7 protein-coding genes, 3 rRNA genes and 1 pseudogene are annotated in these 12308 nt (G+C 64.7%); all 11 read left to right on the forward strand.

What is annotated here, in order from left to right:
* Positions 1-161: 161 nt before the first annotated feature.
* The 11 genes and pseudogenes from QF034_RS23135 to QF034_RS23185 all read left to right on the forward strand — a co-directional run bounded on the left by QF034_RS23135 (position 162) and on the right by QF034_RS23185 (position 12292).
* Positions 162-1690 (forward strand): 16S ribosomal RNA (locus QF034_RS23135).
* 303 nt (positions 1691-1993) lie between these two features.
* A 23S ribosomal RNA gene (locus QF034_RS23140) occupies positions 1994-5117 on the forward strand.
* 72 nt (positions 5118-5189) lie between these two features.
* Positions 5190-5306, forward strand: a 5S ribosomal RNA gene (gene rrf / locus QF034_RS23145).
* Together the 16S, 23S and 5S rRNA genes form the textbook arrangement of a ribosomal RNA operon.
* A gap of 61 nt (positions 5307-5367) precedes the next feature.
* Positions 5368-6012, forward strand: a complete 645-nt coding sequence (locus tag QF034_RS23150) for an HAD family hydrolase (RefSeq protein WP_307176759.1) — start codon at positions 5368-5370, stop codon at positions 6010-6012.
* Between the two features lie 75 nt (positions 6013-6087).
* Positions 6088-7323, forward strand: coding sequence for an MFS transporter (locus QF034_RS23155; protein ID WP_307176760.1), 1236 nt, complete (start codon positions 6088-6090; stop codon positions 7321-7323).
* On the forward strand, positions 7274-8446 hold the full coding sequence (locus QF034_RS23160) for an acetoin utilization protein AcuC (RefSeq protein WP_307176761.1): 1173 nt from the start codon (positions 7274-7276) through the stop codon (positions 8444-8446). The genes QF034_RS23155 and QF034_RS23160 overlap by 50 nt, the downstream gene beginning before the upstream one ends.
* Before the next feature lie 97 nt (positions 8447-8543).
* Positions 8544-9359: a phosphatase gene (locus QF034_RS23165; RefSeq protein ID WP_307176762.1), complete on the forward strand. Its 816-nt coding sequence runs from the start codon at positions 8544-8546 to the stop codon at positions 9357-9359.
* Positions 9360-9488: 129 nt separating this feature from the next.
* Positions 9489-9701 carry a helix-turn-helix domain-containing protein gene (locus QF034_RS23170; RefSeq protein WP_004984898.1) on the forward strand — a complete coding sequence of 71 codons (213 nt, stop codon included), beginning with the start codon at positions 9489-9491 and terminating at the stop codon, positions 9699-9701.
* A gap of 156 nt (positions 9702-9857) precedes the next feature.
* Positions 9858-9956 carry a 30S ribosomal protein bS22 gene (locus QF034_RS23175; protein ID WP_003948845.1) on the forward strand — a complete coding sequence of 33 codons (99 nt, stop codon included), beginning with the start codon at positions 9858-9860 and terminating at the stop codon, positions 9954-9956.
* A gap of 203 nt (positions 9957-10159) precedes the next feature.
* Positions 10160-11222, forward strand: a pseudogene (locus tag QF034_RS23180) (NAD-dependent epimerase/dehydratase family protein).
* A gap of 14 nt (positions 11223-11236) precedes the next feature.
* A complete protein-coding gene (locus QF034_RS23185; RefSeq protein ID WP_307176763.1) occupies positions 11237-12292 on the forward strand; it encodes a lysophospholipid acyltransferase family protein in 1056 nt (351 codons plus the stop codon).
* Positions 12293-12308 lie beyond the last annotated feature (16 nt).

Here is a 12308-nt window from a genome sequence, read left to right on the forward strand (position 1 = left end):
AGCGTGCCAAAAGTCAACGCCAGATATGTTGATACCCCGTCTCCAGCATCTGCTGGGGCGAGGTTCCTTTGAAAAAACACAGCGAGGACGCTGTGAACGGCCGGGCTTATTCCGCCTGGCTGTTCCGCTCTCGTGGTGTTCATCCCGATTACGGGAAAACATTCACGGAGAGTTTGATCCTGGCTCAGGACGAACGCTGGCGGCGTGCTTAACACATGCAAGTCGAACGATGAACCACTTCGGTGGGGATTAGTGGCGAACGGGTGAGTAACACGTGGGCAATCTGCCCTGCACTCTGGGACAAGCCCTGGAAACGGGGTCTAATACCGGATACAACCACTAGGGGCATCTCTTGGTGGTGGAAAGCTCCCGGCGGTGCAGGATGAGCCCGCGGCCTATCAGCTAGTTGGTGAGGTAATGGCTCACCAAGGCGACGACGGGTAGCCGGCCTGAGAGGGCGACCGGCCACACTGGGACTGAGACACGGCCCAGACTCCTACGGGAGGCAGCAGTGGGGAATATTGCACAATGGGCGAAAGCCTGATGCAGCGACGCCGCGTGAGGGATGACGGCCTTCGGGTTGTAAACCTCTTTCAGCAGGGAAGAAGCGAAAGTGACGGTACCTGCAGAAGAAGCGCCGGCTAACTACGTGCCAGCAGCCGCGGTAATACGTAGGGCGCGAGCGTTGTCCGGAATTATTGGGCGTAAAGAGCTCGTAGGCGGCTTGTCACGTCGGTTGTGAAAGCCCGGGGCTTAACCCCGGGTCTGCAGTCGATACGGGCAGGCTAGAGTTCGGTAGGGGAGATCGGAATTCCTGGTGTAGCGGTGAAATGCGCAGATATCAGGAGGAACACCGGTGGCGAAGGCGGATCTCTGGGCCGATACTGACGCTGAGGAGCGAAAGCGTGGGGAGCGAACAGGATTAGATACCCTGGTAGTCCACGCCGTAAACGGTGGGCACTAGGTGTGGGCAACATTCCACGTTGTCCGTGCCGCAGCTAACGCATTAAGTGCCCCGCCTGGGGAGTACGGCCGCAAGGCTAAAACTCAAAGGAATTGACGGGGGCCCGCACAAGCGGCGGAGCATGTGGCTTAATTCGACGCAACGCGAAGAACCTTACCAAGGCTTGACATACACCGGAAAACCCTGGAGACAGGGTCCCCCTTGTGGTCGGTGTACAGGTGGTGCATGGCTGTCGTCAGCTCGTGTCGTGAGATGTTGGGTTAAGTCCCGCAACGAGCGCAACCCTTGTCCCGTGTTGCCAGCAGGCCCTTGTGGTGCTGGGGACTCACGGGAGACCGCCGGGGTCAACTCGGAGGAAGGTGGGGACGACGTCAAGTCATCATGCCCCTTATGTCTTGGGCTGCACACGTGCTACAATGGCCGGTACAATGAGCTGCGATACCGCGAGGTGGAGCGAATCTCAAAAAGCCGGTCTCAGTTCGGATTGGGGTCTGCAACTCGACCCCATGAAGTCGGAGTCGCTAGTAATCGCAGATCAGCATTGCTGCGGTGAATACGTTCCCGGGCCTTGTACACACCGCCCGTCACGTCACGAAAGTCGGTAACACCCGAAGCCGGTGGCCCAACCCCCTTGTGGGGAGGGAGCTGTCGAAGGTGGGACTGGCGATTGGGACGAAGTCGTAACAAGGTAGCCGTACCGGAAGGTGCGGCTGGATCACCTCCTTTCTAAGGAGCACTTCTTACTCGGACCTAGTCCGGGTCAGAGGCCAGTACATCAGCGAATGTCTGATGCTGGTTGCTCATGGGTGGAACGTTGACTACTCGGCACACTCAGCCAACTCGGGCTGCTAGTACTGCTCTTCGGAGCGTGGAACGCAGACCACGAGGGGCGAGGGTGTCGGGCACGCTGTTGGGTGTCTGAGGGAATGAACTTTCCTCAGTGCCGGCCCCGGTAAAGGTTCGCGTAAGCGGGCTGTGACGGGTGGCTGGTCGTTGTTTGAGAACTGCACAGTGGACGCGAGCATCTGTGGCCAAGTTTTTAAGGGCGCACGGTGGATGCCTTGGCACCAGGAACCGATGAAGGACGTGGGAGGCCACGATAGTCCCCGGGGAGTCGTCAACCAGGCTTTGATCCGGGGGTTTCCGAATGGGGAAACCCGGCAGTCGTCATGGGCTGTCACCCGCTGCTGAACACATAGGCAGTGTGGAGGGAACGCGGGGAAGTGAAACATCTCAGTACCCGCAGGAAGAGAAAACAACCGTGATTCCGGGAGTAGTGGCGAGCGAAACCGGATGAGGCCAAACCGTATGCGTGTGAGACCCGGCAGGGGTTGCGTATACGGGGTTGTGGGATCTCTCTTTCATGGTCTGCCGGCCATGAGACGAGTCAGAAACCGTTGATGTAGGCGAAGGACATGCGAAAGGTCCGGCGTAGAGGGTAAGACCCCCGTAGTCGAAACGTCAGCGGCTCGTTTGAGAGACACCCAAGTAGCACGGGGCCCGAGAAATCCCGTGTGAATCTGGCGGGACCACCCGCTAAGCCTAAATATTCCCTGGTGACCGATAGCGGATAGTACCGTGAGGGAATGGTGAAAAGTACCGCGGGAGCGGAGTGAAATAGTACCTGAAACCGTGTGCCTACAAGCCGTGGGAGCGTCGGAATGAAGACTTGTCTTCATTCTCGTGACTGCGTGCCTTTTGAAGAATGAGCCTGCGAGTTTGCGGTGTGTTGCGAGGTTAACCCGGGTGGGGAAGCCGTAGCGAAAGCGAGTCCGAATAGGGCGATTTTAGTAGCACGCTCAAGACCCGAAGCGGAGTGATCTAGCCATGGGCAGGTTGAAGCGGAGGTAAGACTTCGTGGAGGACCGAACCCACCAGGGTTGAAAACCTGGGGGATGACCTGTGGTTAGGGGTGAAAGGCCAATCAAACTCCGTGATAGCTGGTTCTCCCCGAAATGCATTTAGGTGCAGCGTCGTGTGTTTCTTGCCGGAGGTAGAGCACTGGATAGGCGATGGGCCCTACCGGGTTACTGACCTTAGCCAAACTCCGAATGCCGGTAAGTGAGAGCGCGGCAGTGAGACTGTGGGGGATAAGCTCCATGGTCGAGAGGGAAACAGCCCAGAGCATCGACTAAGGCCCCTAAGCGTACGCTAAGTGGGAAAGGATGTGGAGTCGCACAGACAACCAGGAGGTTGGCTTAGAAGCAGCCACCCTTGAAAGAGTGCGTAATAGCTCACTGGTCTAGTGATTCCGCGCCGACAATGTAGCGGGGCTCAAGCGTACCGCCGAAGTCGTGTCATTGCAGCATATACGGCCAACGCCGGCTGTGATGGGTAGGGGAGCGTCGTCTGCCGGGTGAAGCAGCACCGGAAGGTAGTTGTGGACGGTTGACGAGTGAGAATGCAGGCATGAGTAGCGATTCACACGTGAGAAACGTGTGCGCCGATTGACTAAGGGTTCCTGGGTCAAGCTGATCTGCCCAGGGTAAGTCGGGACCTAAGGCGAGGCCGACAGGCGTAGTCGATGGATAACCGGTTGATATTCCGGTACCCGCTGTGAAGCGTCAAACATCGAATCCAGTGATGCTAAGCCCGTGAAGCCGTTCCGGACCCTTCGGGGAAAGGAAAGTGGTGGAGCCGGTGACCCAATCTGGTAGTAGGTGAGTGATGGGGTGACGCAGGAAGGTAGTCCAGCCCGGGCGGTGGTTGTCCCGGGGTAAGGGTGTAGCCCGTCATCTAGGTAAATCCGGGTGACATGAGGGTGAGACCTGATGCCGAGCCGATTGTGGTGAAGTGGATGATCCTATGCTGTCGAGAAAAGCCTCTAGCGAGTTTCATGGCGGCCCGTACCCTAAACCGACTCAGGTGGTCAGGTAGAGAATACCGAGGCGTTCGGGTGAACTATGGTTAAGGAACTCGGCAAAATGCCCCCGTAACTTCGGGAGAAGGGGGGCCACATCCGGTGATGAGCTTTGCGCTCTGAGCTGGGGGTGGCCGCAGAGACCAGCGAGAAGCGACTGTTTACTAAAAACACAGGTCCGTGCGAAGCCGTAAGGCGATGTATACGGACTGACGCCTGCCCGGTGCTGGAACGTTAAGGGGACCGGTTAGTCACTCTTCGGGGTGGCGAAGCTGAGAACTTAAGCGCCAGTAAACGGCGGTGGTAACTATAACCATCCTAAGGTAGCGAAATTCCTTGTCGGGTAAGTTCCGACCTGCACGAATGGCGTAACGACTTCTCGACTGTCTCAACCATAGGCCCGGTGAAATTGCACTACGAGTAAAGATGCTCGTTTCGCGCAGCAGGACGGAAAGACCCCGGGACCTTTACTACAGTTTGATATTGGTGTTCGGTTCGGCTTGTGTAGGATAGCTGGGAGACTGTGAAGCGCTAACGCCAGTTAGTGTGGAGTCGTCGTTGAAATACCAGTCTGGTCGTGCTGGATGTCTAACCTGGGTCCGTGATCCGGATCAGGGACAGTGTCTGATGGGTAGTTTAACTGGGGCGGTTGCCTCCTAAAGAGTAACGGAGGCGCCCAAAGGTTCCCTCAGCCTGGTTGGCAATCAGGTGTTGAGTGTAAGTGCACAAGGGAGCTTGACTGTGAGACCGACGGGTCGAGCAGGGACGAAAGTCGGGACTAGTGATCCGGCGGTGGCTTGTGGAAGCGCCGTCGCTCAACGGATAAAAGGTACCCCGGGGATAACAGGCTGATCTTCCCCAAGAGTCCATATCGACGGGATGGTTTGGCACCTCGATGTCGGCTCGTCGCATCCTGGGGCTGGAGTCGGTCCCAAGGGTTGGGCTGTTCGCCCATTAAAGCGGTACGCGAGCTGGGTTTAGAACGTCGTGAGACAGTTCGGTCCCTATCCGCTGTGCGCGTAGGAGTCTTGAGAAGGGCTGTCCCTAGTACGAGAGGACCGGGACGGACGAACCTCTGGTGTGCCAGTTGTTCTGCCAAGGGCATGGCTGGTTGGCTACGTTCGGGAGGGATAACCGCTGAAAGCATCTAAGCGGGAAGCCTGCTTCGAGATGAGGACTCCCACCTCCTAGAGAGGGTAAGGCTCCCAGTAGACGACTGGGTTGATAGGCCGGATATGGAAGCACGGTAACGTGTGGAGTTGACCGGTACTAATAGGCCGAGGGCTTGTCCTCAGTTGCTCGCGTCCACTGTGTTGGTTCTGAAACCACGAACAACCAAAGTGCCGGTTGTCAGTTTCATAGTGTTTCGGTGGTTATAGCGTAGGGGAAACGCCCGGTTACATTCCGAACCCGGAAGCTAAGCCTTACAGCGCCGATGGTACTGCAGGGGGGACCCTGTGGGAGAGTAGGACGCCGCCGAACAATTCTTGGGAAAACCCCCGCATCTTCGGATGCGGGGGTTTTCTGCGTTTAGGGTCGAGCCATGCGCTATGACCTCGTGATCTTCGACAACGACGGTGTCCTCGTCGACAGTGAGCCCATCTCCAACCGGCTCCTGGCCGGTTATCTCACCGAGCTGGGTCACCCGACGTCGTACGAGGACTCCATCCGGGACTACATGGGCTCCGCCATGCACCGCGTCCACGACCTGGTGGCGGAGCAGACCGGGCAGCGGCTGCCCGTGGACTTCGACGACGTCTTCCACGCTCGGGTCTTCGCGGCCTTCGAGCGGGAGTTGAAGCCGGTGGCCGGCGTCGAGGAGGTCCTGCAGAAGCTTTCCGCCGACTCCGTGCCGTACTGCGTGGCGTCGTCCGGGAGTCATGAGCGGATCCGGGTGGGGCACCGGACGACCGGGCTCGACCGGTGGTTCGACGAGGAGCGGATCTTCAGCTCGGAGGATGTGGGGAGGGGGAAGCCGGCTCCCGATCTGTTCCTGTACGCGGCCGAACGGATGGGGGTCGCGCCGGAGCGGTGTGTCGTCGTCGAGGACAGTCCGCTGGGGGTGCGGGCGGCGGTCGCGGCGGGAATGGACGTGTACGGGTTCACCGCCATGACGCCGGCGGAGAGGCTGGCCGGGGCCGGGCGGCTCTTCTCCGACATGCGGGAGCTGACGGCGCTGCTCATGTGAGAGCGCGGAAGCTGAGCCGAATTCACCTTTGGCTGGATCTACCCATGAGTAAGTCTGGGCCCTACGCTCGCGGCCATGACTGATGTGCTGCGGCGCGGCAGGGCCTCATTGGCGTTCGGCTTCTTGGTGCAGGGGGTCGCCTTCGCTCTGCTCGTGACGCGGATTCCGGCCATCCAGGACCGGTACGGGGTCTCGGACGCGCTGCTGCCGGCGTTCCTGGCGGCTGTGCCGATCCTCGCCGGGGTCGGGAGCGTGAGCACCGAGCGGCTGGTGAAGCGGGTGCGGCCGAGCCGGCTGCTGCGGTGGTCCCAGCCCGTGGTGCTGTTGGCGCTGCTCGGGGTGGGGGCCGGGGAGCGGATGGTGGAACTGGGCGTCGCGCTCGCGGCGTTCGGGCTCGCCGTCGGGGTGCTGGACGCGTCGATGAACATGCTCGGGGTGAGCCTTCAGCGGGCGTACGGGCGCAGCATCATGCTCAGTTTCCACGCGGCCTACAGCCTGGGCGGGATCGTGGGGGCCTCGCTGGCGTGGGCGGGGGCGCACTGGGATCTGGCGTTGTGGGTGTCGTATCTGCCGGTCGTGGCGGTGCTGCTGCCGACTGTGCTGGTGGGGAGCCGGTGGTACGTCGACGACGGGGATGCGGCGCCGGCGGTGGGCGAGAAGGCGGTGGAGGAGAAGGCGGCGGGCGAGGGGCAGGTCTTCGTCTTCAAGTGGCTGCTGCCGCTGTGTCTGGTGATGACCGTGGCGTACATCGGGGACTCCACGGTTTCCAACTGGAGCGCGAAGTACCTCCAGGACGTGCTGGGCAGCTCCGAGCAGATGGCGACCGTGCCGTACAACGTGTACATGGTGACCACGCTGCTCGGGCGGGCGATCGGGGATCTCGGGGTGCGGCGGTTCGGGGCCGTCGCCGTCGTGCGGGCGGGGGCGCTGGTGGCGGCCGGCGGGTTCGCCGTGGTGGCGGGGGCGCCCGGGGCGTGGGTGGGGATGCTCGGGTTCACGCTGCTGGGGCTGGGGTTGTGCGTGCTGGTGCCGCAGACGTTCGCGGCGGCCGGCCGGTTGTTCCCGGGGGCTTCGGACGCTGCCGTCGCGCGGCTGAATGTCTTCAACTATGTCGGGTTTTTGATCGGTTCGCCGTTGGTCGGTGCGCTCGGGGACCTGTGGAGCTACCGCGGGGCCATGCTCGTGCCGATGGTGTTGGTGCTGGTGACGCTCGTGTACGCCCGGTCGTTCGCTGCTCAACCGGACCGATACGGTGGCGGGCATGAGCGGCCGCGCACAGCTGATGTGGGACGAGGCAGTAACGGGCTATGACTTCGGTCCGGGGCATCCGATGGACCCGGTCCGGCTCGCCCTGACCCGGAGGCTGGTCGACGCCTTCGGGCTGGACCGGGAGGTGGACGTGGTCGCCGCCAAGGCGGCCGGGGAGTCGACGTTGCGGCTCGTCCACCGGGAGGACTACATCGAGGCCGTGAAGGCCGCATCGGTGGATCCCGGGGCGGCGGATCAGTCGTACGGGCTGGGGACGATGGACGATCCGGCGTTCGCCGGGATGCACGAGGTGTCGGCGCTGATCGCGGGGCAGTCGGTGGCCGCCGCCGAGGCGGTGTGGCGCGGTGAGGCGCTGCACGCGGTGAACTTCGCGGGCGGGCTGCACCACGCGATGCCCGGCGGTGCGTCCGGGTTCTGCATCTACAACGACGCGTCGCTCGCCATCGCCCGGCTGCTGGAGTTGGGGGCGGAGCGGGTGGTGTACGTCGACGTGGACGTGCATCACGGGGACGGGGTGCAGGCGGCGTTCTGGGAGGACCCGCGGGTGCTGACGATCTCGCTGCACGAGCATCCCCGGACGCTGTTCCCGCAGACCGGGTGGCCGGAGGAGACCGGCGCCGACAGCGCGGAGGGGTCGGCGGTGAACGTGGCGTTGCCGGCCGGGACGGGGGACGCCGGCTGGTTGCGGGCGTTCCACGCGGTCGTGCCGGAGCTGATCGCGGACTTCCGGCCGCAGGTGCTGGTGACGCAGCACGGGGCCGACACGCACTTCGAGGATCCGCTGGCGCATCTGGCGGTGTCGCTGGACGCGCAGCGGGCGGTGCAGGTGGCCTGTCACGACCTGGCGCACGAGTACGCCGACGGGCGGTGGGTGGCGCTGGGCGGGGGTGGTTACGCCGTGGTGGACGTCGTACCGCGGTCGTGGACGCATCTGGTCGGGATCGCGGCCGGCCGGGCGGTGGCGCCCGAGGCGGTGATTCCCGAGGGCTGGCGGCAGGAAGTGTTCGCCCGGACGCGGCAGTTGGCCCCGGCACGGATGACGGACGGGCGCTGGCCCGTGGCCTTCCCGGGCTGGGAGGAGGGCTACGACCCCGCGGACCGGCTGGACCAGGCCGTGCTGGCGGCCCGGCGGGCGGTGTTCCCGCTGCGGGGGCTGCTGGCCTGACCGGGGGACCGGTGGGCTGCGGGTGCCTGGTAGGCCGGCCGTGCGGTGTTCGCCCGTTCTCGGGACGCGTGGGGCCGTTGTCGCGCACGATCTGTTCGTGCTGACACCCGAAGCCCTTCGTGCGCACCTGGTGGGTGCCCGCCTCGCCGGGACCGTGGCCACGTCTCGTGAGGAGAGCCTGCGGAGCTACCGGCTGTTCGCCGCCCGGGATCCCCGTGTGCTGATCGGGCTCGATCCCGACGGGGCCTGGAGCCAGCGGGATGTGATCGAGCTGATGGCGGACCGGTGTGGGGTTTCGGCCAGTTCCCGTCGGACTTCCGGCCAGGACGTGATCGATCCGGAGCGCACCCTGGCCGCGCTGGACGCCTTCGCGGAGCGCCTCGCCGAGGCCGCCCGGCGGAGTGCACCCGTGCTCCTCGGCACCGGGCACCCCCACCGGCTGCTCGGTTTCTACGCCGCTCTGGCAGACGCGCTGTCGGCGGCGGGGTGTGCCGTTCTCACCCCGGCGCAGGGTCACTGTGTCGACATAACGACCCGGTTCGGCCTACGTACGTACAACCTCGACTACGTACGAGGAGTCGCGCTGGTGCGGGGATCCGGCGTGGAACGCCCCGGTTGTGAGCCCGGCGCACATACGCACTCACCTCTCCCGGTTCGTACCGTGTTGGCCGCTGCCGCGGAGGCCGGCGGGCCCCTTCCCGAGCTGGTGATCGGGGACCACGGGTGGCTCTGCGGAGCAGGTCAGCTGGGGTTCGAGGCCATCGGGGCGGCCGATACGGACGACCCCGCCCCGTTCGTCGGTGAGGCGGAGGGGTCCGTCTCCGTCGTCGTTCCACTTGATGACGGCGTGCGGTCTGATTACTACCTGCCGCTTACCCGCTACGTACTCAATCGGGCGTGTCTGTCACAGTAGGCCGCCGATGGGTGCACCTCTTCCCCACTCGCATCACCCGCCCCTACATTGGGGAGTGAGCACGCAGCGACGAAGAGTCACCGGAAGGGGAAGCCGGTGGCCGTCGAGTGCGGAAGGTTCAGGTGTGTCATGGCTGCAGCTGGCGAGAGGCCTCTGAACGAGGTTCAGTTCCTTACCGTGGCGGAAGTCGCCTCGGTGATGCGAGTGTCGAAGATGACCGTGTACCGGTTGGTGCACAGCGGTCATCTGCCCGCGATCCGTGTGGGGCGGTCCTTCCGCGTCCCGGAGCAAGCGGTTCACGAGTACCTCCGCGAGAGCTATGTGGGGGTGGAAACCGCCTGACGGCTGGGGCGGGGTGATCCCTCACAGGGCACTCGGGATCACCCTGGCCTCCTCGATTACGACCTCAGCGCTCGGGCGGGTAGGCTAGCCCCTCGTAGGTCGTGTGGGCCCATGGCGCCCAAACAACCGAGTGATGAGAAGTGAGCGAGGGTAGTCGTGGGCTCTGTTATCAAGAAGCGGCGCAAGCGGATGGCCAAGAAGAAGCACCGCAAGCTGCTCAAGCGCACGCGCGTCCAGCGTCGCAACAAGAAGTAAGTTCGCGACGCGGACGCCGCGAGAGCGTTGCTGTGGCCCCCCACCCACTGGTGGGGGGCCACACGCGTTCCGGCTCCTGCGTCCGGCTGCTTGTCGTCACTTCGCGCAGCGGGCGGTCATCACAGCGCAACACCGACCCGCTAAGTTGGCCCCAGGGGGGAACGCGGCGGGGCAAGAGGTTTTCTGGAAGGAAGGCGCTGATCTTGGGCAAGGTCGTGCTCGTGACCGGTGTGGCCCGCCAGCTGGGGGGCCGGTTCGTACGGCGGATCCAGCGTGACCCCGAGGTGGACCGGGTCGTCGCCGTGGACGCGGTGCCGCCCGAGCACCATCTGGGCGGCGCGGACTTCGTCCAGGCCGACATCCGGCAGCCCGGAATCGCGCGGGTGCTCGCGGAGACGGGCGCCGACACGGTCGTCCACCTGGACGTGACGGGCACGCCGCTGGGCAGCGGCAACCGGGCCTCCTTGAAGGAGACCAACGTCATCGGCACGATGCAGCTGCTCGGTGCCTGCCAGAAGTCCCCGAGCGTGCGGCGGCTGGTGGTGAAGTCCAGCACGAACGTCTACGGGTCCGCGCCCCGCGACCCGGGCGTCTTCACCGAGACGACCCCGCCCAAGTCCCTGCCCAGCGGCGGCTTCGCCAAGGACACGGTGGAGGTCGAGGGCTATGTCCGCGGCTTCGCGCGCCGCCGGCCCGACGTGGCCGTGTGCGTGCTGCGGTTCGCCAACATCCTGGGCCCGACCGCGGACACGCCGCTCGCCTCGTACTTCGCGCTGCCGGTCCTGCCGACCGTGTTCGGCTACGACCCGCGGCTTCAGTTCGTGCACGAGGACGACGTGATCGAGGTGCTGCGGATCGCCTCGCACGAGCCGCGGCGGGGCACGCTCAACAGCGGCACGTTCAACATCGCCGGTGACGGTGTGCTGCTGCTCTCGCAATGCTCCGCGGCGCCTCGGCCGCCCCACCGTGCCCCTGCTGCTGCCGGCCGTCACCTGGGCGGGCTCGCTGGTGCGTACGCTGGGTATGACGGACTTCTCGCCCGAGCAGATCAGGCTGCTCACCCACGGCCGGGTCGTGGCCACGGGGCAGATGCGCGAGACGCTGGGATTCCAGCCCAAGTACACGACCGCGGAGACGTTCGCGGACTTCGCACGCAGCCAAGGTCCCGGACTTCTTCCGCCGGAGGCCCTTGCGGGGGCCGTCGACCGGATCGCCGCGCTGCCCCTCGCGGGCGGCGGCCACCCCCCGACGCAGAGCGCCAACTGAGGAGCGCATCAACGATGGCGGATGCCAAGGTCATTCCGTTCGACGACGACCGGTCCCGCGGGGGCGCCGCGCAGCGTCCGCAGCGGCGCCGGAGTGCGGGGAACCGTCGGCCGGGCACGGAGTCCGTGCCGGTACGTGAGGTGCAGCCCCTGCCCACCAGGGCCGCTCCGCAGGATGATGTTCCTGTGACGTCCGAGGAACAACCGCCGGAGGAGTCCCAGGGGGCCGAGGGCGGCCTGGAGCGGCGTATCGCGGGCGGCCTGGCCTTCCTGCGCCGCCGCCTCACCGGGGACTACGAGGTCGACGACTTCGGTTACGACGAGGAGCTCACCGACCAGGTCCTGATGTCCCTGCTGCGCCCGCTGTACGAGAAGTACTTCCGGGTCGAGGTGAAGGGCGTGGAGAACATCCCGTCCGAGGGCGGCGCCCTGATTGTCGCCAACCACTCCGGGACGCTGCCGATGGACGGCCTGATGATGCAGGTCGCCGTGCACGACAACCACCCGGCGGGCCGGCATCTGCGGCTGCTCGCCGCCGACCTGGTGTTCATGCTGCCGGTGGTCAACGAACTGGCCCGCAAACTCGGCCACACTCTGGCCTGTGCCGAGGACGCGTCCCGGCTGCTGGAGCAGGGCGAGCTGGTCGGGGTGATGCCGGAGGGCTTCAAGGGCCTCGGGAAGCCCTTCGCGGACCGCTACAAGCTTCAGCGCTTCGGCCGCGGCGGCTTCGTCTCGACCGCCCTGCGCGCCGGGACGCCGATCGTGCCGTGCTCGATCGTCGGGGCCGAGGAGATCTACCCGATGATCGGCAACGCCAAGACGGTCGCGCGGCTGCTGGGGTTCCCGTACTTCCCGATCACGCCGACGTTCCCGTGGCTCGGGCCGCTCGGGGCGGTGCCGCTGCCGACCAAGTGGACGATCCAGTTCGGCGAGCCGATCCCCACGGACGGCTATCCGCCGGAGGCCGCCGAGGACCCGATGCTGATGTTCAACCTGACCGACCAGGTCAGGGAACAGATCCAGCACACGCTGTACAAGCTGCTGGTGCAGCGCCGGTCGGTCTTCTTCTGAACCAGGGCCTACGACA

Source organism: Streptomyces africanus (genome assembly GCF_030816955.1).
GTDB lineage: Bacteria > Actinomycetota > Actinomycetes > Streptomycetales > Streptomycetaceae > Streptomyces > Streptomyces africanus.

Excerpts from the sequence above, each read along its gene's own strand:
- QF034_RS23185 (WP_307176763.1), top strand. The coding sequence starts at position 11,237 with ATGGCGGATGCCAAGGTCATTCCGTTCGACGACGACCGGTCCCGCGGG.
- QF034_RS23160 (WP_307176761.1), top strand. The coding sequence starts at position 7,274 with ATGAGCGGCCGCGCACAGCTGATGTGGGACGAGGCAGTAACGGGCTAT.
- QF034_RS23170 (WP_004984898.1), top strand. The coding sequence starts at position 9,489 with ATGGCTGCAGCTGGCGAGAGGCCTCTGAACGAGGTTCAGTTCCTTACC.
- QF034_RS23155 (WP_307176760.1), top strand. The coding sequence starts at position 6,088 with ATGACTGATGTGCTGCGGCGCGGCAGGGCCTCATTGGCGTTCGGCTTC.
- QF034_RS23150 (WP_307176759.1), top strand. The coding sequence starts at position 5,368 with ATGCGCTATGACCTCGTGATCTTCGACAACGACGGTGTCCTCGTCGAC.